Origin of the sequence: Nocardiopsis halotolerans DSM 44410 (genome assembly GCF_000341065.1) — a bacterium.
In the GTDB taxonomy this organism is placed as follows: Bacteria; Actinomycetota; Actinomycetes; order Streptosporangiales; family Streptosporangiaceae; genus Nocardiopsis; species Nocardiopsis halotolerans.
Genome location: NZ_ANAX01000040.1, coordinates 18,848 through 42,425, shown reverse-complemented (window position 1 = coordinate 42,425; position 23,578 = coordinate 18,848). Strand labels below are relative to the sequence as shown.

21 protein-coding genes are annotated in these 23,578 nt (G+C 71.0%); 17 read left to right on the top strand and 4 right to left on the bottom strand.

Annotated elements, in window-relative coordinates; genetic code table 11:
- Positions 1 to 48 precede the first annotated feature (48 nt).
- From panC to D455_RS0103185, 3 genes are all read left to right on the top strand, one after another.
- The gene (gene panC / locus D455_RS0103195) at positions 49 to 921 is read left to right on the top strand and encodes a pantoate--beta-alanine ligase (protein WP_017569326.1); all 873 of its coding nucleotides are present in this window, start codon (positions 49 to 51) and stop codon (positions 919 to 921) included.
- A gap of 91 nt (positions 922 to 1,012) precedes the next feature.
- Positions 1,013 to 3,622, top strand: coding sequence for an L-aspartate oxidase (locus D455_RS0103190; RefSeq protein ID WP_017569325.1), 2,610 nt, complete (start codon positions 1,013 to 1,015; stop codon positions 3,620 to 3,622).
- A gap of 64 nt (positions 3,623 to 3,686) precedes the next feature.
- A complete protein-coding gene (locus D455_RS0103185) occupies positions 3,687 to 4,469 on the top strand; it encodes a type III pantothenate kinase (protein WP_017569324.1) in 783 nt (260 codons plus the stop codon).
- 37 nt (positions 4,470 to 4,506) lie between these two features.
- On the opposite strand, the gene D455_RS35040 is transcribed toward D455_RS0103185, so the two are convergent.
- A complete protein-coding gene (locus D455_RS35040) occupies positions 4,507 to 4,677 on the bottom strand; it encodes a PIN domain-containing protein (protein ID WP_394296612.1) in 171 nt (56 codons plus the stop codon).
- 116 nt (positions 4,678 to 4,793) lie between these two features.
- Positions 4,794 to 5,750, bottom strand: coding sequence for a cation diffusion facilitator family transporter (locus D455_RS0103180; RefSeq protein ID WP_017569323.1), 957 nt, complete (start codon positions 5,748 to 5,750; stop codon positions 4,794 to 4,796).
- An 86-nt stretch (positions 5,751 to 5,836) separates the two neighbouring features.
- Here D455_RS0103180 and lysX point away from each other — a divergent pair, with 86 nt between their 5' ends.
- From lysX to D455_RS0103140, 7 genes are all read left to right on the top strand, one after another.
- The gene (gene lysX / locus D455_RS0103175) at positions 5,837 to 7,432 is read left to right on the top strand and encodes a bifunctional lysylphosphatidylglycerol synthetase/lysine--tRNA ligase LysX (protein ID WP_275040870.1); all 1,596 of its coding nucleotides are present in this window, start codon (positions 5,837 to 5,839) and stop codon (positions 7,430 to 7,432) included.
- Between the two features lie 680 nt (positions 7,433 to 8,112).
- Positions 8,113 to 8,436 carry a helix-turn-helix domain-containing protein gene (locus tag D455_RS0103170; RefSeq protein WP_017569321.1) on the top strand — a complete coding sequence of 108 codons (324 nt, stop codon included), beginning with the start codon at positions 8,113 to 8,115 and terminating at the stop codon, positions 8,434 to 8,436.
- 198 nt (positions 8,437 to 8,634) lie between these two features.
- Positions 8,635 to 9,231 (top strand): amino-acid N-acetyltransferase, encoded by a 597-nt coding sequence (locus D455_RS0103160; protein ID WP_017569319.1) that lies wholly within the window; start codon positions 8,635 to 8,637, stop codon positions 9,229 to 9,231.
- Positions 9,232 to 9,670: 439 nt separating this feature from the next.
- Positions 9,671 to 9,952 (top strand): hypothetical protein, encoded by a 282-nt coding sequence (locus D455_RS0103155; RefSeq protein ID WP_017569318.1) that lies wholly within the window; start codon positions 9,671 to 9,673, stop codon positions 9,950 to 9,952.
- Positions 9,953 to 10,165: 213 nt separating this feature from the next.
- On the top strand, positions 10,166 to 10,507 hold the full coding sequence (locus tag D455_RS0103150; protein ID WP_017569317.1) for a histone-like nucleoid-structuring protein Lsr2: 342 nt from the start codon (positions 10,166 to 10,168) through the stop codon (positions 10,505 to 10,507).
- An 837-nt stretch (positions 10,508 to 11,344) separates the two neighbouring features.
- Positions 11,345 to 13,855: an ATP-dependent Clp protease ATP-binding subunit gene (locus D455_RS0103145; RefSeq protein WP_083922110.1), complete on the top strand. Its 2,511-nt coding sequence runs from the start codon at positions 11,345 to 11,347 to the stop codon at positions 13,853 to 13,855.
- Positions 13,856 to 14,165: 310 nt separating this feature from the next.
- Positions 14,166 to 14,849: a DUF3105 domain-containing protein gene (locus tag D455_RS0103140; protein ID WP_017569315.1), complete on the top strand. Its 684-nt coding sequence runs from the start codon at positions 14,166 to 14,168 to the stop codon at positions 14,847 to 14,849.
- A 38-nt stretch (positions 14,850 to 14,887) separates the two neighbouring features.
- Here D455_RS0103140 and D455_RS0103135 read toward each other — a convergent pair whose 3' ends face one another.
- Positions 14,888 to 15,763 carry an HhH-GPD family protein gene (locus D455_RS0103135; protein WP_017569314.1) on the bottom strand — a complete coding sequence of 292 codons (876 nt, stop codon included), beginning with the start codon at positions 15,761 to 15,763 and terminating at the stop codon, positions 14,888 to 14,890.
- A gap of 129 nt (positions 15,764 to 15,892) precedes the next feature.
- On the opposite strand from D455_RS0103135, the gene D455_RS0103130 reads away from it, so the two are divergent.
- The 3 genes from D455_RS0103130 (at position 15,893) to D455_RS0103120 (ending at position 18,161) form a co-directional block, all read left to right on the top strand.
- The gene (locus D455_RS0103130) at positions 15,893 to 16,606 is read left to right on the top strand and encodes a hypothetical protein (protein WP_017569313.1); all 714 of its coding nucleotides are present in this window, start codon (positions 15,893 to 15,895) and stop codon (positions 16,604 to 16,606) included.
- 235 nt (positions 16,607 to 16,841) lie between these two features.
- The gene (locus D455_RS0103125) at positions 16,842 to 17,579 is read left to right on the top strand and encodes an SGNH/GDSL hydrolase family protein (RefSeq protein WP_017569312.1); all 738 of its coding nucleotides are present in this window, start codon (positions 16,842 to 16,844) and stop codon (positions 17,577 to 17,579) included.
- Between the two features lie 210 nt (positions 17,580 to 17,789).
- Positions 17,790 to 18,161 (top strand): SSI family serine proteinase inhibitor, encoded by a 372-nt coding sequence (locus D455_RS0103120; protein WP_017569311.1) that lies wholly within the window; start codon positions 17,790 to 17,792, stop codon positions 18,159 to 18,161.
- Positions 18,162 to 18,185: 24 nt separating this feature from the next.
- Here D455_RS0103120 and radA read toward each other — a convergent pair whose 3' ends face one another.
- Positions 18,186 to 19,568: a DNA repair protein RadA gene (radA, locus tag D455_RS0103115; protein ID WP_017569310.1), complete on the bottom strand. Its 1,383-nt coding sequence runs from the start codon at positions 19,566 to 19,568 to the stop codon at positions 18,186 to 18,188.
- Positions 19,569 to 19,693: 125 nt separating this feature from the next.
- Here radA and D455_RS0103110 point away from each other — a divergent pair, with 125 nt between their 5' ends.
- The 4 genes from D455_RS0103110 to D455_RS0103095 all read left to right on the top strand — a co-directional run bounded on the left by D455_RS0103110 (position 19,694) and on the right by D455_RS0103095 (position 23,531).
- On the top strand, positions 19,694 to 20,389 hold the full coding sequence (locus D455_RS0103110) for a hypothetical protein (RefSeq protein ID WP_152486991.1): 696 nt from the start codon (positions 19,694 to 19,696) through the stop codon (positions 20,387 to 20,389).
- A gap of 65 nt (positions 20,390 to 20,454) precedes the next feature.
- Positions 20,455 to 21,369 carry an SGNH/GDSL hydrolase family protein gene (locus D455_RS0103105; protein WP_026122265.1) on the top strand — a complete coding sequence of 305 codons (915 nt, stop codon included), beginning with the start codon at positions 20,455 to 20,457 and terminating at the stop codon, positions 21,367 to 21,369.
- Positions 21,370 to 21,597: 228 nt separating this feature from the next.
- A complete protein-coding gene (locus tag D455_RS0103100; protein ID WP_017569307.1) occupies positions 21,598 to 22,206 on the top strand; it encodes a C40 family peptidase in 609 nt (202 codons plus the stop codon).
- Positions 22,207 to 22,589: 383 nt separating this feature from the next.
- Positions 22,590 to 23,531 carry a sugar phosphate isomerase/epimerase family protein gene (locus tag D455_RS0103095; protein WP_017569306.1) on the top strand — a complete coding sequence of 314 codons (942 nt, stop codon included), beginning with the start codon at positions 22,590 to 22,592 and terminating at the stop codon, positions 23,529 to 23,531.
- Positions 23,532 to 23,578: the final 47 nt, after the last annotated feature.

Below are 23,578 nucleotides of genomic sequence, written 5' to 3'. Positions count from 1 at the left end.
GGGCGCGCACGGCCGCCGCGACGCCGAACACCACGAGGAACACCACCGATGACCGAACCCGCACCGCACGCCTCGACCGGCCCCCTCGTCGTCCACACCCCCGACGAGCTGCGCCGCGCCCTCGCCGACGCCGGACGCGTCGCCCTCGTCCCCACCATGGGCGCCCTGCACGAGGGGCACCGCAGCCTCATGCGGGTGGCGCGCGAAAGGGCCGACACCGTGGTCGTCAGCGTCTTCGTCAACCCGCTCCAGTTCGGGCCGAACGAGGACTTCGACCGCTACCCGCGCACCCTGGACACCGACACCGCCGTGTGCGCGCAGGAGGGCGTCGACGTCGTCCTCGCCCCCAGCGTCAACACCATGTACCCCGCCGAGCAGACGGTCACCGTCCACGCCGGAGCGATGGGCGAACGCCTGGAGGGCGCCTCCCGCCCCGGGTTCTTCACCGGCGTGCTCACCGTCGTCAGCAAGCTCCTCCACCTCGTCGGGCCCGACCTCGCGGTCTTCGGGCGCAAGGACGCCCAGCAGCTCGCCGTGGTCCGCCGCATGGTCGCCGACCTCAACATGCCCGTCGAGATCGTCGGCGCGCCCACCCTGCGCGACCCCGACGGCCTGGCCACCTCCAGCCGCAACGTCTACCTCTCCGACGCCGAACGCGCCAGCGCCCTGTTCCTGTCCCGGGCCCTGGAGGCGGGCCGTGCCGCCGCCTCCGAGGGTCCCGGCGCCGTCCGCGCCGCCGCCCGCGCCGTCCTGGACGGGGCCGCCGGGGCCACACCCCCCGTCGAACTCGACTACCTCGCCCTGGTCGACCCCGCCACCTTCGCCGACGCGCCCGCCGACCACCGCGGCGAGGCCGTCCTCGCCGTCGCCGCCCGCGTGGGCGCGACCCGGCTCATCGACAACGTGTCGGTGGACCTGTGACCCGTCCCCCGTCCCGCGTGCGGCCCCGGACCGGAGGGGCCGCCGCACGACAGCGCCGCGTACCGGCGCCACCCCGGAGATGAGAACCCAGATGAGCACACCCCTCCAGACACGGCTCGACGCACCCGCGCCGGGGTGGACCGTCGAGGCCGACGTCGCGGTCGTCGGCTCGGGTATCGCGGGCCTGAGCACCGCGCTGCGCTACGTCCGGCGTACCGAACGCGGCCGGGTCGTGCTCGTCACCAAGGACCGCCTGTCCACCGGCTCCACCGCCTACGCCCAGGGCGGGATCGCCGCCGCCATGGCACCCGGCGACGGGCCCGTCGCCCACATGGTCGACACCCACCTGGCCGGGGCGGGGCTGTCCGACCCGTACGCAGTCAACGTCCTGGCCACCGAGGGCCCCGACGCCCTGCGCTGGCTCATCGGGCTGGGTGCCGAGTTCGACCGCGGCGACGACGGCGAGCTCGCCCTCACCCGCGAGGGCGGCCACCGCGTCGACCGTGTCGCGCACGCGGGCGGCGACGCCACCGGCGCCGAGATCCAGCGCGCCCTCGTCGCCGCCGTCCTCGCCGAGGAGCGGATCGAGGCCATCGAGCACGCCGTCGCCCTGGACGCCCTGCGCGACCCCGACACGGGCGCGGTACGCGGTGCCACCCTGCACGTCATGGGCGAGGGGGAGCGCGACGGCGTCGGCGCCGTCCTCGCCCCCGCCGTGGTCCTGGCCACCGGCGGCATGGGACAGATCTTCGCCGCCACCACCAACCCGCCCGTGTCCACCGGTGACGGCCTCGCCCTGGCCGCCCGGGCCGGGGCCCGCCTGCGCGACCTGGAGTTCATCCAGTTCCACCCCACCGTGCTCTGGCTCGGCCCCGAGGCGCGCGGACGCCAGCCCCTGGTCTCCGAGGCCCTGCGCGGCGAGGGAGCCTACCTGGTGGACGCGGAGGGGGGACGCGTCATGGAGGGCGTCCACGAGCTGGCCGACCTCGCCCCCCGCGACGTGGTGGCCCGTACCATCGCCCGCACGATGGCGGAGCAGGGCGTCGACCACGTCTACCTGGAGACCCGCCACTTCGGCCGGGAGACCTGGGAGCGACGCTTCCCCACCATCCTGGCCTCCTGCCGTGAGCACGGCGTCGACCCGCTCGTCCAGCCCGTCCCGGTCGCCCCCGCCGCCCACTACGCGTCCGGCGGAGTCGAGGTCGACATCGACGGCCGCACCTCGGTTCCCGGTCTGTGGGCCGTCGGCGAGGTCGCCCGTACCGGGGTGCACGGCGCCAACCGGCTCGCCTCGAACTCCCTCCTGGAGGGCCTGGTCTACGCGGACCGGATCGCCGCCCGCCTGGCGGAGGAGTCCGGTCCCCGACCGACGCACGGCACGGTCACCGGCACCGTCGCGCCGCTTCCTGACCCGGCCGCCGCGACCCGGGTGCGCACCCTGATGTCGCGCCACGCCGGGGTACTGCGCACCGGGGAGGGACTGGCCGAACTGGTCGCCGAACTCGACGCCCTCGCCCGCCCCGCCGATCCGGTCACCCCCGACGTGGCCGCGTGGGAGACCGCCAACCTGCTCACCGTGGCCCGGCTCGTGGCCGCCGCGGCGCTGCACAGGACCGAGAGCAGGGGCTCCCACCAGCGTGCGGACCACCCCGAGCCGGTGCCCGCGCTCCGGGCGCGGCCCATCGTCGTCCGACTGGAAGGGAACACCGCCGTGACCACCGACGAGGACTGGACGCCCTCCCTGCCGCCGGAGCTCCTCGCGGAGCTGGACGCCATCTCCCTTCCGCTCGCCCCTCCGGGCGCTGAGGCGGAGCCCCGGAGCAGGCACGATGCGCGTGCCGAGTTCACCCTTCCGTACACCGCGCCCTCCGAGTCCCACGTGGACCTGGTCCGCCGCGCGCTGTCCGAGGACCTCACGGCGGGGCCGGGCATCGACGTCACCACCGTCGCGACCATCCCCGCCGACCAGGTGCGTACCGCGCACGTGGTGGCCCGCGCCGACGGCACGGTGAGCGGGCTCCCGATCGCCGAACTCGTGTTCTGGCTTGTCTGCGACGGCGCGCTGGAGACCCACCGGACCGTCGCGGACGGCGACGCGGTCAAGCGCGGCGACGTCCTGATGACCGTCACCGCGCGCACCCGCGACCTGCTCACCGCCGAGCGGACCGCCCTGAACTTCCTCACCCACATGTCCGGAATCGCCACCGCCACCCGCGCGTGGGTGGACGCCGTCGCCGGAACCGGTGCGCGGATCCGGGACAGCCGCAAGACCCGGCCGGGGCTGCGCGCGCTGGAGAAGTACGCCGTGCGCTGCGGTGGCGGGGTCAACCACCGCTACGGTCTCAGCGACGCGGGTCTGGTCAAGGACAACCACGTGGTCGCCGCGGGCGGCGTCGGCGAGGCGGTCCGCGCCATCCGCGCGCGCTTCCCCGACCTGCCCCTGGAGGTCGAGGTGGACCGGATCGACCAGATCGAGGACGCCATCGCCGCGGGCGCCGAGGAGGTCCTGCTCGACAACTTCACCGTCGAGCGGCTCCGTGAGGCGGTCGCGCTGGTCGCGGGCCGGGCGCGGCTGGAGTCCTCCGGCGGCCTGACCCTGGACGTGGCGGCCGACGTGGCCGCCACCGGGGTCGACTACCTGGCGGTCGGGGCGCTGACCCACTCCAGCCCCGCGTTGGATATCGCACTTGACCTGTTGTGAGGGGCCCGGTTGGTGGAAGATTCCTTGGGAACACACCACTTCGACCACGGATGAGGCCCCCAGCATGCTGCTCGCGATCGACGTCGGCAACTCCGAAACGGTGTTCGGTCTCTTCGACTCCGACGACCTTCTCGAACACTGGAGGGTGGGAACCGACACGCGTCGCACCGCGGACGAGTGGGCCGTGGTGCTGCGCGGACTCGTCGACGGCGGCGCCCTGAGCGGCTCCGACGAGATCGACGGGATCGCCCTGTGCTGCTCGGTCCCCTCGGTGCAGCACGAGATGCGCGACATGTTCCGCCGCCACTTCGGGGACGTCCCGGCCGTGATCGTCGAACCCGGCGTCAAGACCGGGGTGCCGATCCGGATGGACAACCCCAAGGAGGTGGGCAGCGACCGCATCATCAACGCGCTGGCCGCCAACCACCTCTACGGGGGGCCCGCGGTGGTGGTGGACTTCGGGACGGCGACGACCTTCGACGCGGTCAGCGCCCGCGGGGAGTACGTGGGCGGCGCCATCGCCCCCGGCATCGACATCTCCGTCGACGCCCTGTCCCGGCGCGGCGCCCAGCTGCACATGGTGGAGATCGTCAGGCCGCGCTCGGCCATCGCCAAGAACACCACCGAGGCGCTGCGCTCGGGCATCGTGTTCGGGTTCGCGGGCCAGGTGGACGGGATCGTGGACCGGATGGTCGCCGAACTCACCGACAAGCCCGACGACGTGACCGTGGTCGCCACGGGAGGGCTCGCCTCCATCGTCGTCGGCGAGTGCGAGACCGTCGACCTCCACGAGCCGTGGCTGACCCTCATCGGTCTGCGCCTGGTCTACGAGCGCAACGTCGGCTGACCCCTTCCGGCGGGGCGGGACCTCCCGCCCCGCCGGCTCAGTTCCGGTCGTGCCGCTGGACGCGCAGCCGGGGGAACACCCCGGCGAGGTGGTCGAAGTCGCGGTCACGGTGCACGAGGATCGCGTCCGTCCGCAGGGCGACCGCCGCGATGAGGCAGTCGTGGAGTTTGCGGATCGTCTTGCCCTTGGAACGGGCCTCACGGTAGATACCCGCTGCATGTGGAAGTCGAGCCTGTTGTCCAGGGACAACTGGATCAGCCCGTCGGTGAGGTGCTCCAGCTGCTGGAACTCTTCGCCCCGCTCAGGATCTCGGCGGCGACGGGTTCACTCGCCGGTCGGCGTCCCGGACGCGGCCGGCTCCGCCCGGTCGGCCCGGAACAGGTCCGGTTCGAGGTAGATCAGCGTGGCGATGGGCACGGCCGCGCGGATCCGGTTCTCGGCCTCGTCGATCGCCCGCGTCACCCGCTCCGCGTCGTCCCGGGCGTCCACGGCGATCTTGGCGGCCACCAGGAGCTCCTCGGGGCCGATGTGCTGGGTGCGCATGTGGATCAGCCGTTCCACGTCCTCGACCGACTCGATGGCCTCGCGGATCGACCGGACGTTCTCGCTGGTCGCGGACTCACCGATCAGCAGGCTCTTGACCTCGACGGCCAGCACGATCGCGATGATCACCAGCAGGACGCCGATCGCGGCGGTGCCCAGACCGTCCCACACGCCGTCGCCGGTGACCAGGGTCAGGCTGACGCCGACCAGCGCGAACACCAGGCCGACCAGCGCCCCCGCGTCCTCCAGCAGGATGACGGGCAGCTCCGGGGACTTCGAGCGGCGGATGAACTGCACCCAGCTCGCCTTCCCCCGGACCGCGTTGGACTCCTTGATCGCGGTGCGCATGGCCGACGACTCCAGCGCGATCGCGATCACCAGCACGGTGACGGGAACCCACTGCCAGCTCGTGATGGGCTCCGGATGGGAGAGCTTGTGCCAGGCCTCGTACAGGGCGAACAGACCGCCGAGGCTGAACAGCACGATCGCCACCATGAACGAGTACACGTAGCGTTCGCGCCCGTACCCGAAGGGATGCTCCTCGGTGGCGCCCCGGCGGGCCCGCTTCCCGCCGAGGAGCAGCAGTCCCTGGTTGCTGGAGTCCGCGACCGAGTGGATGCCCTCGGCCAGCATCGACGACGAGCCGGTCAGGGCGTAGGCCACGAACTTCGTCGCGGCGATTCCCAGATTCGCGCACAGGGCCATGACGACGGCCTTCGTGCTTCCCTCAACACTCACCAGTAGTCCATCTCTCCGTAGGTACCGCTCTTGGCAGGGAACGCGGGGCAGGGCAGCGCAATACTAGTGAGCGGCCCTCCGCCGGGTTGTTCCAGGTCCGCCCGGGTAGGCGGCCGACGCCTCCGGCGCTCCGCCGGAACCGGTCGGGCGGGCACCGGGACGCCGGTAGGATCGTGCGCGTGAATCACGCGCACGACGACACCTACGACGACCTGCCCGAACAGATGCGGGTCCGGCGGCAGAAGCTGGACCGGCTGCGGGAGGAGGGCACCGACCCCTTCCCCGTGACCTTCCCGCGGACGACGTCGATCGGGGCCGTGCGCGACAAACACCAGGGGCTGGAACCGGACACCCACACGGGTGTGGAGGTCTCCCTCTCCGGTCGCGTCATGCTCTACCGCACCGGCGGCAAGCTGTGCTTCGCGACGCTGCGCGACGAGACCGGCGACGTCCAGATCATGCTGTCCCTGGACCAGGTCGGCAAGGAGCGCCTCGACGCCTGGAAGGCCGACGTCGACCTCGGCGACCACGTGGGTGTGGAGGGTCAGGTCATCACCTCCCGCAGGGGTGAGCTGTCGATCCTGGTGAGCGCCTGGACGCTGACCGCCAAGTGCCTGCGTCCGCTCCCGGAGAAGCACAAGGGCCTGACCGACCCCGAGGCCCGGGTACGCCAGCGCTACGTCGACCTCATCGTCAACCCCGAGTCCCAGCAGATGGTGCGCCGCCGCTCGGCCGCCATCCGGGCGATCCGTGAGGGGCTCAGCTCCCGCGACTTCATCGAGGTCGAGACGCCCATGTTGATGCAGGTGCACGGCGGCGCCACGGCGCGCCCGTTCACCACCCACATCAACGCCTACGACATGGACCTGTACCTGCGCATCGCCCCCGAACTGTCGCTCAAGCGGCTGGTCGTGGGCGGTCTGGAGAAGGTCTTCGAGATCAACCGGAACTTCCGGAACGAGGGCGCGGACTCCACGCACAACCCCGAGTTCACGATGCTGGAGTTCTACCAGGCCTACGCCGACTACAACGTCATGGCCGACCTGACCCGCGAACTCGTCCAGGAGGCGGCGCGCGCCGTGTTCGGCTCCACCGTGGTCGAGCGGGACGGCCAGACCCACGACCTGGGCGGTGAGTGGCCGCAGGTCACCCTGTACGGAGCGGTGTCCGAGGCGCTGGGCGCCGAGGTCGACCCGCGCACGCCGGTCGAGGAGGTCCGCCGCCTGGCCGGGGCCAGGGGGGTCGAGTACGACCCCGCGTGGGGCCAGGGCAAGCTCGTCGAGCACGTCTTCGAGGAGCTGGTGGAGCACACGCTCATCCAGCCCACCTTCGTGCGGGACTTCCCGGTGGAGACGAGCCCGCTCACCCGGCAGCACCGCGAGGACCCCCTGCTCACCGAGAAGTGGGATCTCATCGGGTTCGGCATGGAGATGGGCACGGGCTACTCGGAACTGGTCGACCCGGTCGAGCAGCGCGAGCGTCTCACCCAGCAGTCGCTCATGGCCGCCGAGGGCGACCCCGAGGCGATGCAGCTGGACGAGGACTTCCTGCGGGCCCTGGAGTACGGAATGCCGCCGACGGGCGGCGTGGGCGTCGGCATCGACCGCCTGCTCATGGCCTTCACCGGAAAGAACATCCGGGAAACTGTGCTTTTCCCGATCGTGAAGCCTTCCGGGGATTGACCGAAACCGCCATGGGGTCGGGTTGACCGAGTACGCAACAGGCTCGGTCGGGTATCCGAAGGGTGGGGCGGGGCCGCGGTCCCGCCCCGGCCCGGGAGGCCCACGGATCGGGGGACGCGCCTCACCACGCGGACAGACACCGCGAATCGGTGGCCAGAAAGGGGTGTCCCATCCGACAGACCGGAGTTTTTTGCCCCTGGTGCGGCCCTTCTGGTGAACACTCTCCGCTGGCGGTTGTTTACGCAGGTCACTGTGCCTGACGTATTTTCCCTTCCATGACCTTGTCACAGAAGGGGCCGGTATAACTACAGATGGTCATTTATCGGGCCTTGACGGTATCATCTCTGCGGCCTAGCGTGCTGAGAGCGGGTCGAGGCCCGCGGAGTTTGCCGAAGTGGATCGAGAACGACGGTGAGCGGGGAGAGCGACCGCCGGAAGGCGGATCCCACGCCCCGCACGCATGTGCGCCCTCGGTGGGGTCTGTCCGTCCCAGGCCCCAACGAACCGGCCCCTGCGGCCCCGTGCACCCGCCCCCGTCCCTGTGCCAGAGGGATCGGGGAGACGGCCGTGCGCGGAGTGAGCCGTCGCACCGGTGGAGGGGGAGGCCCCGCCCCCGGTGTGCTCGCGTCCACCAGGTGACGAGTTGATGTTCCGCACTCACATGGATGAGGGAGGACGGAGTGGAACAGGCCACACTCGTACGACGCACCGCTGATGACCAGGGCGCCTTCCAGGCGAGGGAGTACCGGGAGGGCGTGGTACCCCTACAGTCCCGCCCGCGTGAGACGGCTGTGAACAGCCCCTACGCGCCGGTGGAGCTGAACCGCGAGGAGCTCGAACTGCTGGCCGAGATCGCCACCGGTGTCACCACCGAGGTGGCGGCCCGGCACCTCGAACTCAGCGCCCGCACCCTGCGCCGCCGCATCCGCAACATCTGCGACGTGCTCGGCGTGAACACGCCCATCGAGGCGGTCGTCTGGGCCGCACGGCGCCAGCTCATCTGAGCGGGCCCGGCGCGGGAGCGCCTCGGGCACACGGCGGCGCGGGCGTCCGCCGGAGAAGGCGCCCGCCGGAGGAAGGGCGATCCGGTGGACGCGGACGCGCACACCACGGCACCCACCGGTTCACCGGTGGGTGCCGACGTGTACGCGGACCGCACCGTGTCCGCCACCGGAGGGCCGTGGGCATAGTCTGGTCCGGCTATGCCCGTTCGCCATGTTCACGTGCGTCGCGCCCGGACGCGCGACGTCGCCCACATCCGCCGCCTCGTCGACACCTACACCGTCGACGGGCGGGTGCTCTCCAAGAGCACCGTCAACCTCTACGAGGACATCCAGGAGTTCTGGGTCGCCGAGGCCGAGCTGGTCCCCGACGCGCCAGGTACGCCGCCCCCCGGCAGCTCCGACGACCCTGACGCCTCCGAGCGCCGCGTGGTGGGCTGTGGGGCCCTGCACGTGCTCTGGGAGGACCTGGCGGAGGTGCGCACCGTCGCCGTCGACCCCTCCATGCGCGGCCTCGGCGTCGGCCACCGGGTCGTGGCCGAGCTGCTCGACACCGCGCGTGAGTTGGGCGTGCGACGTGTGTTCTGTCTGACATTCGAGACAGGTTTCTTCGCCAAACACGGCTTTGCCCCGATCCAGGGCACGCCCGTCTCCTCCCGCGTGTACGAGGAACTCCTGCGTTCCTATGACGAAGGTGTCGCCGAATTCCTCGACCTGGAGCGGGTTAAGCCCAACACCCTCGGGAACACGCGCATGCTTGTGCACCTGGGCGAGGCAACGCGAACCGCCCGTGTCTAAAGGTTTTCGCGCCCACTCGCGGCCTTCCCCTTACGGCCCCCGGACGGGGCAACGCCGGTGTCGGTCTCCGGCTTATACACAACCGGATGGCGAGGTCGGGGAAGGGGGCGGGTAATGTGTACCCCAGGGGAGAGGCCCGTCCACACGTTGAAGGAAGTCCCACCGGGCGGTGGCGAAGGGTCACGGGATTTGGCCCCGACGGGCACCGTGTTCCCCCGAGGACACACGAGGACGCCGAACGCACGGCCGGACATTGGTCCCCATCGGGTTTGCCGGAGGCCCCTCGGGTACATCCGGTGTCAAACGGGGGGCAAACGATGTCTATGATGTCCGGTATGCGTTTGCCCGGGTGCCCGGCGAGTCATCCCCCAGGAGCAGGCCGACACTGAGTCGGGTATTTGCTGCAATAAGTAACAACCAGGAAGGGTGGACCGCTTCGATGGGTGACTTTTTGTCGTCGGTGCTTCCCCCGGGGCTGATCGACGTATTGTCGGCGCTCATCCCACCGGTGGTTGTCGGTGCCGTCTTCTGCACCTTCATCATCCAGCTGCTGCGCAAGGAGATGGCGCCGCGACGGATGGACGGAAGCCTGGTCAGTAAGGACGAGGCGGCCAAGGTCGGGGACGGGGCCGAGGGCGCCGCCGGATCCGGTGGGGCCGGGGCGGCGGACGCGGCGCCGATTGCCCAGAGCGGGGAACGGGCCGAATCCGACGGTCGTTGATACGGTACTTGATCGATCGCGCTCCCTCCGGAGGGCGATGAACCGGCTTCACGCGTGCGCGGGCCACTCGCCGCCCCCGCGCTGCTCAACCGAGCCCGAAACCGGGGCCGGATCCAGGTGATTTCAGGCACGCCGGGAATTGTCTTCCGCGTTCACGCGAGATAGCTTTATATTCAGGTGTGGAGACACCGCTCTTCTGAAAGGTTTGATTCCATGGCACAGAAGGTCCAGGTTTTCCTGGTCGACGACCTCGACGGCGGCGAGGCCGAGGAGACGGTGACGTTCGGACTGGACGGCTCCGTGTACGAAATCGACCTCAGCGCGGGTAATGCGGCCAAGCTCCGCGAGGCCCTTACTCCGTTCGTCGAAGCCGCCCGCAAGGCTCCGGCCAAGGCGTCGCGCGGCACGGGCCGCCGGGGTGGCAGCAGGAATGCCCCGAGCCGTGAGCGCAGCGCCGAGATTCGCGCGTGGGCGAAGGCCGCGGGCAAGCCGGTCAATGAGCGCGGCCGTATCCCCGCGGCGATCGTCGCCGAATATGAGGCCATCAAGGGCTAGGTTTGCCGCCTGACCCCGGTTCGCCGAAATGTTGTCAGGTCTTGATCGAATTGCGGTCGGTGCCTGCCGGGGCGAGACACCCGAACCCGACCATCCCGGGCCGCGTCGCGGCCCAGTGACACGGGATGTCAGGGGATACGACGGGTCCTTCCGGGCGGTGCGGAACGGTGGATACGGTTCCGCGCCGATGACAGCGGCGACCCAGCCCTCGTGGCCCCAGCCTCCGCCGCCACACCCACGCGGTGGGCCGGACGGCGAGGCACGGCGGGGCCGGATCACCCGCCGCGGCGTCGTGACACCGCCGTCCCTTGCGGGCCCCGTACGGATCCGGGTCGCCACGCGCTCCACGACCGCGCGACGAGGCCCTCTCTTCCGGTCCTGCGGCTCCGGCCGCGGGACCCGAGACCCGGGGCCCGGTGCTCCCCGCGATCCCGGCCGGATCCGGCCGGCGGAGCGCATTTTCCGCTTTCCCTTCCGGCCGTCGGAAGAAGGGGCGGCCTTGTTCGCTCAGAGCCGATAACGCTTACACGTGCGCGGTCCGGGCACTCCTGTGACAGAAGGAGTGCCCGGGCCGTTCGCCTTCGGCGTACAGGGAAATCTGGCGCCGCAATGAGTAGTTGGATGTTGGGTGAACGCCCTATCGTCGGGGAAAGTCTCTGGCACGGGCGGCTTCGGCCGGCCGTACGGAGACGTCCGTCTGGTCGGCAGCCGGTCGACCGTTCGGACGGGTGCGACAGTGCTCCCCGGGGCGGTTAATCCCTGTGGGGCCGATATGCGGAAGAGTTGGGTCGGAGTGAACCGTCCCTGCCTGACCGCTCTGTAGAGGAGCGACGAGACATGTTCGAGAGGTTTACCGACCGCGCGCGGCGAGTGGTGGTTCTGGCCCAGGAAGAGGCCAGGATGCTCAACCACAACTACATCGGTACGGAGCACATCCTGCTCGGCCTCATCCACGAGGGTGAGGGTGTCGCCGCCAAGGCTCTGGAGAGCCTTGGTATCAGCCTCGAAGCGGTTCGGCAGCAGGTCGAGGAGATCATCGGCCAGGGCCAGCAGGCTCCGTCGGGGCACATTCCCTTCACCCCGCGTGCCAAGAAGGTCCTGGAGCTGTCACTGCGCGAGGCGCTTCAGCTCGGCCACAACTACATCGGTACCGAGCACATCCTGCTGGGCCTGATCCGCGAGGGCGAGGGCGTGGCCGCCCAGGTCCTGGTCAAGCTGGGCGCGGACCTCAACCGCGTGCGCCAGCAGGTCATCCAGCTGCTGCACGGCTACCAGGGCAAGGAGCCGCAGGCCACCGGCGCGTCGTCGGAGTCCACTCCCTCCACCTCGCTGGTGCTGGACCAGTTCGGCCGCAACCTGACCCAGGCCGCCCGGGAGAGCAAGCTCGACCCGGTCATCGGCCGGGACAACGAGATCGAGCGCGTCATGCAGGTGCTCTCGCGGCGGACCAAGAACAACCCGGTCCTCATCGGTGAGCCCGGCGTCGGTAAGACGGCCGTGGTCGAGGGCCTGGCCCAGAAGATCGTCAAGGGCGAGATCCCCGAGACGCTCAAGGACAAGCAGCTGTACACGCTGGACCTGGGCGCCCTGGTGGCGGGCAGCCGCTACCGCGGTGACTTCGAGGAGCGCCTCAAGAAGGTGCTCAAGGAGATCCGTACCCGCGGCGACATCATCCTGTTCATCGACGAGCTGCACACGCTGGTCGGAGCGGGGGCGGCGGAAGGTGCCATAGACGCCGCCTCCATCCTCAAGCCCATGCTGGCCAGGGGTGAGCTCCAGACCATCGGCGCGACCACGCTGGACGAGTACCGCAAGTACCTGGAGAAGGACGCCGCTCTGGAGCGCCGCTTCCAGCCGATCCAGGTGGACGAGCCCTCCATCAAGCACGCCATCGAGATCCTCAAGGGTCTGCGCGACCGTTACGAGGCCCACCACCGGGTCTCCATCACCGACGGTGCGCTGGTGGCCGCCGCGCAGATGGCCGACCGCTACATCAGCGACCGGTTCCTGCCCGACAAGGCCATCGACCTCATCGACGAGGCCGGGTCCAGGATGCGCATCCGCCGGATGACCGCTCCGCCGGACCTGCGCGAGTTCGACGAGAAGATCGCGGGCGTGCGGCGCGACAAGGAGTCCGCGATCGACGCGCAGGACTTCGAGAAGGCCGCGTCGCTGCGTGACGACGAGAAGCAGCTGCTCAACAAGAAGGCGCAGCGGGAGAAGGAGTGGAAGGCCGGCGACATGGACGTCGTGGCCGAGGTGGACGAGGAGCTCATCGCCGAGGTCCTGGCCGCCTCCACCGGCATCCCGGTCTTCAAGCTCACGGAGGAGGAGTCCTCCCGGCTGCTGCGCATGGAGGACGAGCTGCACCGGCGCGTCATCGGCCAGGAGGACGCCATCAAGGCGCTCTCCCAGGCGATCCGCCGGACCCGTGCCGGTCTGAAGGACCCCAAGCGCCCGGGTGGTTCGTTCATCTTCGCCGGTCCGTCCGGTGTCGGTAAGACCGAGCTGTCCAAGACCCTGGCCGAGTTCCTGTTCGGGGACGAGGAAGCGCTGATCCAGCTGGACATGTCCGAGTTCATGGAGAAGCACACGGTCTCGCGGCTGTTCGGTTCCCCGCCCGGGTACGTCGGCTACGAGGAGGGCGGCCAGCTCACCGAGAAGGTGCGCCGCAAGCCGTTCTCCGTGGTCCTGTTCGACGAGATCGAGAAGGCCCACACCGACATCTTCAACTCGCTGCTCCAGGTGCTGGAGGAGGGTCGTCTCACCGACGCCCAGGGTCGCAACGTCGACTTCAAGAACACGGTCATCATCATGACGACCAACCTGGGCACCCGGGACATCTCCAAGGGCGTGGCCATGGGCTTCGCCAAGGAGGACGACGCCAACACCAACTACGAGCGGATGAAGGCGAAGGTCAGCGAGGAGCTCAAGAACAACTTCCGTCCCGAGTTCCTCAACCGTGTGGACGACGTCATCGTCTTCCACCAGCTGACGCAGAACGAGATCATCCAGATCGTCGACCTCATGGTCGCCAGCCTCGACACCCGCCTCAAGGAGAAGGACATGGGGATCGAGCTGAAGCCCAAGGCCAAGGAGGTCCTGTCCGAGCGCGGGTTCGACCCGGTGCTGGGCGCCCGGCCGCTGCGCCGGACGATCCAGCGGGAGATCGAGGACCAGCTGTCGGAGAAGATCCTCTTCGGCGACCTCAAGGCCGGTCAGATCGTGGTGATCGACGTCGAGGGCCAGGGCACGGACGCCAGGTTCACCTTCAAGGGCGTGCCGAAGCCGGCCGAGGTGCCGGACACGCCCGAGGTCGAGGAATCGGCCGCTGGCAAGCGCGAGTAGTACCGCCTGACCAGGTGTGACACGGGGGCATCCCTTCGGGGGTGCCCCCGTCGGCGTGGGGGGGTTAGTGTGCGAGCGTGACTCAACCAGATCCTCGACAACCCGATCCGCGGCAGGTCCGGCACCAGCAGCCGCGACCCGGCCCCCACGCCCCCCAACAGGGCGAGGGGCCGCCGGGACACCCCGGCGCGCCCGGGGGCCAGCCCCCCGGAGGCCAGTTCCCACCGGGGGACAGACGGGGCCGCCTCCCGGAGGTCAGGTCCCCCCGGGCGGGCAGGTCCCCCCGGGCGGCCAGTTCCCCGCGGGCGGGATGCCGCCCGCGCAGGGGCCCCACGGCCCGTATCCGCACCAACCGCCGCGGAGGCGCGGGGGCGGGGTCGGACTGATCATCGGCGCGGTCGTCCTCGTGGTCGTCCTCATGGTGGGCGGCGGGATCGCCGCGGTGGCGCTGCTCTCGGAGCCCGGCGGCGCGGAAGGTACGGGCAGTACCGCCGTGGGCGGTCTCGACGAGGTGCGGTACTACGAGGACCTCTCCGCCCAGCACGTCGACGAGGGTGAGACCGTCGACTACGCGATGTTCCCGCCCGCGGGCGGCCCGCACTACCCGATCTGGCAGAACTGCGGTGTCTACGACGAGCCGCTGCGCTCCGAGTACGTCGTCCACGCCCTGGAGCACGGCGCCGTGTGGATCACCTACGACCCCGGGCTTCCCGATGACCAGGTCCGGACCCTGACCAGCCACTACTCGCCCGGCGACTACCTGGTGATCAGCCCCGTGGAGGGCCTGCCCGCCCCCGTGGTCGCGTCGGCCTGGGGTTCCCAGCTCTCCCTGGAGGCCGCCGGTGACCCGAGTCTGACCGAGTACCTCGTCGAGTTCGTCCAGGGGGAGAACACCCCCGAGCCGGGCGCGCCGTGCAGCGGCGGTCACTCCGGGACCGAGGCGAACCCCTCCGGTACCACCGGAACCGCCGCTTCGCGGTACGCCGCGGACTGAGGGTCGTGGCCCTCCCGCAGGGGAGGGCCACGGGACGCTCAGCTCGGAAGGGCGTACCGGCCGTCGTCCAACGGGTCGACCAGCCCGTCGGACACCAGCGCGTCCAGGGCCCGCTCGCGTTGGACGTGGTCGTCCCACACGACGTCCAGCGCGTCCTTGGCCACGGGATGGGCGGATTCGCGCAGCACGGCCAGCAGCCGTCCCCGCACCTGCCTGTCGGTGCCCGCGTAGGTCTGGCCGCGCCGGGGCGGACCGTCGTAGGCGGGTTTGCCCGCCAGCTTCCAGGCGCACTGGTGGGCGATCGGGCAGTCCGCGCAGGCGGGCGTGCGGGCGGTGCACACCAGCGCGCCCAGCTCCATGACGGCCACGCCCCAGCGGGCGGCGACCGAGGGCGTGGGCGGCAACAGGGACTCGGCGAGGGCGGTCTCCGCCTTGGTCTGGGTTTTCGGTGGGTACTGGATCCCGGTTTCGGCCCTCGCGAGGACACGGCGAACGTTCGTGTCCAGAATGGCGTGCCGCTGCCCGAAAGCGAAGCTCGCCACGGCCGCGGCGGTGTAGGCGCCGATGCCCGGGAGGGACAGCAGGGTGGCGTGGTCGTCCGGGACCCGGCCGCCGTGCTCCTCGGTGATGGCCACGGCGCACGCGTGCAGGCGCAGTGCGCGACGCGGGTACCCGAGCCGATTCCACATGCGCACGGCCTCACCCGAGGGCTCCCCGGCCAGGTCAGCGGGGGTGGGCCAGCGTTCCATCCAGGCACGCCAGGCGGGCAGGACCCGCACCACGGGCGTCTGCTGGAGCATGATCTCGCTGACCAGGATCGACCACGGGGAGGCGTCGGGCCGACGCCAGGGAAGGTCGCGGGCGTTGGTCTCGTACCACGCCAGAACAGGGGTGCTGTAAGGGTTATCGCTCATCTTTAACTGGGAATCGGCGGGTTGAGTAGGTGAGGAGGAGGCAAAACCGCAATACTACGGCGCATGGCGTCAAGTACCGGACAACCAGGAGCCGTCAGCCGCGAGACCTACTGGAAGCGGCGTGCCTTCGTGCTGGCCGGGGCCTTGTTGGTGATCGCGCTCATCGCGTACGCCTGCCGCCCCTCCGGCGAGGAGACCGGCGAACCGACCCGGTCGGAGGCGGGCATGGAGGCCTCTCCCAGTGTCGCACCCACCGAGCCCTCCGCGGGCGAGAGCGCGGAACCCTCGGCTGGGGAGTCCGACGGGGCGGAGGAGAGCGCCGATCCCTCCGACGGCGCGGAGGAGGCCGGTACCTCCGGAGGCGGGGGAGGCGACGGCGGGTCCGCCGACGGCGGGGACGACGGTGAGGGCGGGGGCGAGGTGCCCGCTCCCGAGAGCTCCGAGGACCCCTGCCGGCCGCAGGACGTCGTGGTCAGCTTCGAACTGGAGGGGGGCCAGGAGATCCACGGCGCCGGATCCAAGCCCTCCTTCCGGATCTCCGTGGTGAACACCGCCGAGCAGACCTGCACCGTGGAGGTGGGCGGTCAGGCGATGGAGATCCTCATCCACTCCGGTGACGACCGCATCTTCTCCACCGCGGACTGCGCCGGTGGCGAGGAGACCGAGAGCCGCCAGCTCAGCAGGGGCGTCCCGTACACGTACACCTTCACCTGGGAGCGCGTGCGCTCCTTCGAGGACTGCCGCGGCACCGACGCCACCGCGCAGCCCGGCTGGTACCGCGCCGACCTGCACGGAGAGTACGCCGGGAACCCGGACGAACTGGCGTTCCAGCTGAAGGCCTGAGCGGCCGTACCGTACGGGGCCGGGGGCGACGCCCCCGGCCCCGTCGTGTTCTCCGCCCCTCCGCCCTCCGTCCCTCCGCGCGCTTCGACGGTCCCGGTACCGGGGTGACGGTTCCGCGGCTCCGGAGAACCCCCTTTACGTCGCTGTGGTTCGGGGATACGCTTCCTGCGGTTGGGAGCGCTCCCAAGCGGGCGCTCCTCCGGGGGCGCCCGCTCTCACTCCAAGGAGTTCCCACATGAAGAACCGACTCTCGCGGACCGCGGCGCGACTCGCCGCCGGGATCGGACTGGCCGCGGCCGTGCTGGTCGCGCCGACGGCTCCCGCCTGGGCCGACACCGACCGCGGGGGGAGGGAGGAACCGGTGCGGATCATGCCGTTGGGCGACTCGATCACGGGTTCCCCCGGATGCTGGCGCGCGTTGCTGTGGGCCGACCTGATGGAGGCGGGGCACACGGAGGCGGACTTCGTGGGGACCCGTCCCGGGGACGGCTGCGGCTTCGCCCACGACGGTGACAACGAGGGCCACGGCGGGTTCCTCGTCACCGACGTCGCCCGGCGCGGCCTGCTCGTGGACTGGCTGGACCGGACGGATCCGGACGTGGTGATGATGCACTTCGGCACCAACGACGTCTGGAGCGCGGTTCCCACCGGGACCATCCTGGACGCCTACGGCACGCTCGTCGCGCAGATGCGGGAGCACGATCCCCGTATGCGGATCATGGTCGCGCAGATCATCCCCATGGACCCCGAGCGCAGCTGCGCCGCGTGCGGGCGGCGCGTACGTGACCTGAACGCCGCCATCCCCGCGTGGGCGGAGTCGCTGGACACGAGGAGGTCGCCGGTCGTGGTCGTCGACCAGTGGACCGGCTTCGACACCGACACGGACACCTACGACGGGGTGCACCCCTCCGAAAGCGGGAACCGGAGGATCGCCGACCACTGGTTGGCGGCTCTGCTCCCGCTGCTCCGCTGACCCGGGCGCGGCGACGCGTCCGCAGGAAGGGCGGGGACGCCGGGAAGGGTCGCGGCGTCCCCGCCCCTCGTCGTTGCGACCGGGGTTCGGGCAGGGCCGGAACCGGGTGGAAACGAATTCCGGCGATCCCCCGGAAAAGCGGCGCCTTTCTGTGAGTATTCAGTTACCATCCGTGCTGACTCCTGATCGCGCACGTCCCTGGAGGCTGTCGTGAAAAGCACCGTCCTGGCCCTGGCCGCCGCTCCCGTCCTCGCGCTGACGCTCGTCGCGCCCGCGCACGCCGCGGGGCGGGTCGCGGACAACGGCTACATCCTGAGGGTCCACGACCTCCAGAACCACCAGACGCGGGAGGCCACCCTGGTGTGCGCTCCCGTGGCCGCGGGCAACCACCCCCGGGCCGAGGAGGCCTGCGCCGCCATCGACGAGGCCGGTTCGATCGCGGCCGTGGAGGGAGAGGAGAAGGCCTGCCCGTTCGTCTACTCTCCCGTGGTCGCCGTGGCCTACGGCACCGAGAACTACCGGGAGGAGTTCTCGAACGCGTGCGTGCTCCTGAGCGAGAAGGGCCCGGTCTTCGACTTCTAGCGGGTGCCTGCTCGGGGCTCCGGCTCAGTCCTCGCCGCGGGGGGCGCGTGCGCGCTTGGGCCGCTTGGCCACCCGGCTCAGGGCCTCGCTCAGCTCATCCACCTCGTGGACGCGGATGCCCGGAACCGGGTCGCCGAAGTGCTTGGGCACGATCGCCTCGGTGAAGCCGAGCCGCTGTGCCTCGGTGACCCGGCGCCGCACGCCGCTCACGGTGCGCACGTCGCCCGCCAGGCCCACCTCGCCGATCGCGACGAAGCCCGCGGGCAGCGCGACGTCGTTGTTGGAGCTGGCCGCCGCCATGGCCAACGCCAGGTCCACGGCGGGCTCGGTCAGCTTCACGCCGCCCACCGTGGAGGCGTACACGTCCATGTTGGCCAGCCTCATGCCGGTGCGCTTCTCCAGCACGGCGAGGATCATGTTGACCCGTGAGGTGTCCAGGCCCGAGGTGGCGCGGCGCGGCGCGGGCAGCGGTGTGGGCGCGACCAGGGCCTGTACCTCGGTGATCAGCGGGCGCCGCCCCTCCAGGGTGACGCTGACGCACGTGCCCGGTACCGGGTCGGTGCGCTCGGTGAGGAACAGCCCGCTCGGGTCGGGCAGGCCGACGATGCCCGACTCGGTCAGTTCGAAGCAGCCGATCTCGTCGGTGGGGCCGTACCGGTTCTTGACCGCGCGCAGCAGCCGCAGCTGGGAGTGACGCTCGCCCTCGAAGTGCAGCACCACGTCCACCAGGTGCTCCAGCAGCCGGGGACCGGCGATGGAACCGTCCTTGGTCACGTGGCCGACGAGCACGGTGGCGATCCCGCGCTCCTTGGCGATCTGGATCAGCGCACCGGCCACCTGCCGGACCTGCGTGACGCCGCCGGGCACGCCCGCGACGTCGGGGGAGACCATGGTCTGCACCGAGTCCACGATGAGCAGCCGCGGCCCGACCGCGTCCACGTGGCTGACCAGGGAGGCGATGGAGGTCTCGGCGGCCAGGTAGAGCTTGTCGGAGAGCGCGTCGAGCCGCTCGGCGCGCAGTCGCACCTGCCCGGCCGACTCCTCACCGGTCACGTACAGCACGGGCCCCTCGGCCGCGCGCATCGCGGCGACCTCCAGCAGCAGGGTGGACTTGCCCACGCCGGGCTCGCCCGCGAGCAGCACCACGCCGCCCGGGACCGCTCCGCCGCCCAGGACCCGGTCGAGCTCGTCGACGCCGGTGGGGACGGCCTCGGCGCTCTCCACGCTGATCTCGGTGATCGGTCGGGCCCGGGAGGTGACGGGCGCGGGCGCGACGGCGGCGGGCGCGGGGGCACCGGCCTCCTCGACCGTGCCCCAGGCCTGGCACTCGCCGCAGCGCCCCACCCACTTGAGGGTGCTCCACCCGCACTCGGTGCACCGGAACGTGGTCTTCGCTGCCTTCGCCATGGTCGCAACGCTAGCGGCTCCCGGGGACAGCTCCGGCGCACGGCGCGGTCCGGGTGCCCGCGGGGCCCTGGAGGGGCTGGAGGTGAGACGACAGGTACTGCGTCGGAGGCCGTCCGTTGGGGGTGGTGGAGGGCGACGAAGAGGGGGGTGCTGCGGTCGGAGGCCGTCCGTTGGGGGTGGTGGAGGGCGACGAAGAGGGGGGTGCTGCGGCCGGAGGCCGTCCGTTGAGGGTGGTGGAGGGCGACGAAGAGGGGGGTGCTGCGGCCGGAGGCCGTCCGTTGAGGGTGGTGGAGGGCGACGAAGAGGGGGGTGCTGCGGCCGGAGGCCGTCCGTTGAGGGTGGTGGAGGGCGACGAAGAGGGGGGTGCTGCGGCCGGAGGCCGTCCGTTGAGGGTGGTGGAGGGCGACGAAGAGGGGGGTGCTGCGGCCGGAGGCCGTCCGTTGAGGGTGGTGGAGGGCGACGAAGAGGGGGGTGCTGCGGCCGGAGGCCGTCCGTTGAGGGTGGTGGAGGGCGACGAAGAGGGGGGTGCTGCGGCCGGAGGCCGTCCGTTGAGGGTGGTGGAGGGCGACGAAGAGGGGGGTGCTGCGGCCGGAGGCCGTCCGTTGAGGGTGGTGGAGGGCGACGAAGAGGGGGGTGCTGCGGCCGGAGGCCGTCCGTTGAGGGTGGTGGAGGGCGACGAAGAGGGGGGTGCTGCGGCCGGAGGCCGTCCGTTGAGGGTGGTGGAGGGCGACGGGCGGGCCGAAGCGAAGCGGAGACCCAAGGGCGACGCCGACTCGGAGACACACGAAAGTTACCTACGAGTTATGAGCTTTCTCACGTAGGCCGTGTTAAAGAATTCCTAGGGTCCGACAACTCCACCGCCCCCGCTCTTGGAGAGGAAGCCCGCGTGCCCCGTACATCTGACACCGCCGCGTCCCGAGTCCTGCGCCGAGCCCTGGCCCCCGTGGCCGTCGCCGTGCTGGGAGTGTCCCTGGTCGCGTCGCCCGCAGCCGCCGAACAGGCGGAGGCCACGTCCTTCGACCACTACGTCTCCCTCGGCGACTCCTTCGTCGCCGGACCGCTCATCAGGGAGGAGAGGGTCAACACCCGGATGCCGCTGCTGGGCTGCCTGCGTACGTCCAACAACTACCCGACGATGCTCGCCGAGCGGCTCGGCGTCGCCGAGTTCACGGACGCCAGCTGCTCCGGAGCCGTCATCAACGACCTCTACGAGCCGCAGTTCAGCGACACGCCGCCCCAGTTCGACGCTCTGACGTCCGAGACCGACCTGGTCACGGTCGGGATCTCGGGCAACGACTTCGGCTTCTCCGAGGTTCTGCTGGAGTGCGCGAAGCAGAGCCTGAGCAACCCGATCGGCGACCCGTGCGCCGACCACTACGGCGACGAGCTCGACCAGCGGATCGAGAACCTGCGCCCGGAGGTCTCCCAGGTCTACGCCGACATCGCCGAGCGCAGCCCCAACGCCACGGTCCTGGCCGTGGGCTACCTCCAGATCCTGCCCGAGCGCTGGGGCTGCTGGCCGAGCACCCCCATCGCGGTGGGCGACGTCCCGTTCCTGGACCGGGCCCAGACCGCGCTGAACGCGATGATCGAGGAGGAGGCCGAGGCCCAGGGCGCCGTCTTCGTGGACGTCCTCGAACGCGGCCACGACGTCTGCCAGCCCAACGACACCCGTTGGGTGGAGGGCCTGATCCCCGAGAACGGGGCTCCGGTGCACCCGAACTACCTGGGAATGGAGGCCACGGCCGACTTCGTCGGCGAGACGCTCGGGCTGCCCGTGCCCGCGGACGAGGCCGCGTGACCGGGGGTGACCAGGCTGCGGGATAGGGAGTCCGTTCGGTCATGAACTGACCGCTTTTATCCCCTGAAAGTCAAGGACTCTTTACCTTCTTTGGCCGCTAGTCCCGACACGGAGAGTGACATATCGCTTTTTTTGTGTGACGAATGGTGGGGCGTCGCGGAAGAGAGATCCACGCCACAGGGGCGTGGGCGCCGCGCCGCGCCAACCCGGAACGGGAGAACCACCGTCATGCGAATACCGCGACACCTTGAGCGAACGCAGGCCTGTCGTCCCACGGACCCGGGGCGGCAGGCCTCGCCCGTTCACACGCGACGGAACGGGCCGCGCGGACTCGCCGTCGCGGCGATCACCGCGGCCGCCCTGGCCGCCGGCTCGGCGCCCGCCCTCGCCCAGCCCGTCCAGCCGCTGCGCCCGGTACAGCACCTGCTGGACGCGGAGCGGGACCCCGCCGGGGCCGAGCGCGTCCACATGTCGCTGTCCAGGTCGACGGTGGAGCGTGCCATCAACGCCGCCGAGTCGCAGAAGGGCACCCCCTACGTCTGGGGAGGCGAGAGCCCGGGCGGGTTCGACTGCTCGGGCCTCGTGCAGTGGTCCTTCGAACAGGTCGGGGTGGACCTGCCCCGCATCGCGCACGACCAGGTCAGGGCCGGAGACCGGATCTCCTACTCCGACGCCCGCAGGGGAGACCTCCTGTACTGGGCCGACAGCGGCGGCTACGCCTACCACGTCGCCATCTACCTCGGCGACGGCCGCATGATCGACGCCCCGAAGACGGGGGACCACGTCCGTGAGCGGGACGTCACCCGCTACAACCTCGCAGGCGCCGTGCGGCTGTGAGGCGGGCAGGCCTCGCCCGCGAAGCTGACGGCCGCCCCACGCGCTCCGGGGAGTGAACCCGGCCAGCCCCGAGAACCCCGCACCGCAGACAGCCGCGCGGCACCGTGCCCGGCAGCGAGGGGGAGTTGGGCAACACGACTCGCGCCACCGCCCCGAAGACGTGGCGGTCGGCACACCACGACACCGAGGGTTCCGCGGGTGCACACGCGGAACCTCCCACCACNCTCGGCGCACCCCGCCGCACCACCGGCCCCGAGGCGGCCGACGGCGCCTCCGGACACCCGGCCCGGACCGCGCCGCGCGGGGAGGGGGACGGGAAACGGCACGCCGCGTTCACTCGGGCGGTACGCACGAGAGGGTTCGTAGCGCATAGTCTGGGTTGCGTGAGCCCTATCCAGGTCCCAGACGCGCCCGTCGTCCTGTCGTCGGCGTCGGTCTACCCGGAGAAGACCCCGGCCGCCTTCGAGATCGCCGCGAAGCTGGGGTACGACGGCGTGGAGGTGCTCGTCTCCTCCGATCCGGCAAGCCAGGACATCGACCTCCTGCGGCGCCTCTCGGACTACCACCAGATCCCCGTCACCGCGGTCCACGCACCCTGCCTGGTCCTCACCCAGCGCGTGTGGGGCAGGGAACCCTGGGGCAAGCTCGTCCGCTCCAAGGAGATGGCCGAGGCCCTGGGCGCCAGCACGATCGTGGTGCACCCCGCCTTCCGCTGGCAGCGCGACTACGCCCGCGAGTTCGAGAGCGGCATCGCCCGCATGCAGGACGAGACCGACGTCGTGTTCGCGGTGGAGAACATGTACCCGGTGCGCGTCCGCGACCGGGAGGTCGTCCCCTACGCGCCGAGCTGGAACCCGCTGGACCGGGACTACCCCGACGTCACGCTCGACCTGTCGCACACCGCCATGTCCGGTTCCGACGCCATGGACATGGCCAAACGCCTGGGCGACCGCCTCTCCCACATCCACGTGGCCGACGGTGTCGGCGGCCAGAACCTCGACGAGCACCTCATCCCCGGACGCGGACGCCAGCCGGTGGGCGAACTCCTGGAGTACCTCGCGGGAAACGGTTTCGAGGGGCAGCTGGTCCTGGAGGTCAGCACCCGCAAGGCCCCCGACCGGCAGGCGCGCATGCGCGAGCTGGCCGAGGCGCTGGCCTTCACCCGCCTGCACTTCGCCAGGACCGCCCCGGCCGACCGGCCGCGCGACCGGCGCGAGCGCATCGCCCTGCTGCGCCGCGCGCCCTCGGCGCCGCCGCGCCGCTTCTCGGTCGACACGGGCGGCACCGTCGACGACGGGGACGCGGCCGACCGGGACCAGGACTGACCGGGTCCGTCGCCGGTGTGACCGGAGCGCCTCCACCCGGAATGACC

What these genes read in the sequence shown, in the direction of transcription:
- D455_RS0103125 (WP_017569312.1), top strand. Translation starts at nt 16,842, where the DNA reads ATGAAGAACCGACTCTCGCGGACCGCGGCGCGACTCGCCGCCGGGATC.
- D455_RS0103155 (WP_017569318.1), top strand. Translation starts at nt 9,671, where the DNA reads ATGGGTGACTTTTTGTCGTCGGTGCTTCCCCCGGGGCTGATCGACGTA.
- D455_RS0103140 (WP_017569315.1), top strand. Translation starts at nt 14,166, where the DNA reads ATGCCGCCCGCGCAGGGGCCCCACGGCCCGTATCCGCACCAACCGCCG.
- D455_RS0103100 (WP_017569307.1), top strand. Translation starts at nt 21,598, where the DNA reads ATGCGAATACCGCGACACCTTGAGCGAACGCAGGCCTGTCGTCCCACG.
- D455_RS0103185 (WP_017569324.1), top strand. Translation starts at nt 3,687, where the DNA reads ATGCTGCTCGCGATCGACGTCGGCAACTCCGAAACGGTGTTCGGTCTC.
- D455_RS0103190 (WP_017569325.1), top strand. Translation starts at nt 1,013, where the DNA reads ATGAGCACACCCCTCCAGACACGGCTCGACGCACCCGCGCCGGGGTGG.
- panC (WP_017569326.1), top strand. Translation starts at nt 49, where the DNA reads ATGACCGAACCCGCACCGCACGCCTCGACCGGCCCCCTCGTCGTCCAC.
- radA (WP_017569310.1), bottom strand. Translation starts at nt 19,568, where the DNA reads ATGGCGAAGGCAGCGAAGACCACGTTCCGGTGCACCGAGTGCGGGTGG.
- D455_RS0103135 (WP_017569314.1), bottom strand. Translation starts at nt 15,763, where the DNA reads ATGAGCGATAACCCTTACAGCACCCCTGTTCTGGCGTGGTACGAGACC.
- D455_RS0103150 (WP_017569317.1), top strand. Translation starts at nt 10,166, where the DNA reads ATGGCACAGAAGGTCCAGGTTTTCCTGGTCGACGACCTCGACGGCGGC.
- D455_RS0103145 (WP_083922110.1), top strand. Translation starts at nt 11,345, where the DNA reads ATGTTCGAGAGGTTTACCGACCGCGCGCGGCGAGTGGTGGTTCTGGCC.
- D455_RS0103160 (WP_017569319.1), top strand. Translation starts at nt 8,635, where the DNA reads ATGCCCGTTCGCCATGTTCACGTGCGTCGCGCCCGGACGCGCGACGTC.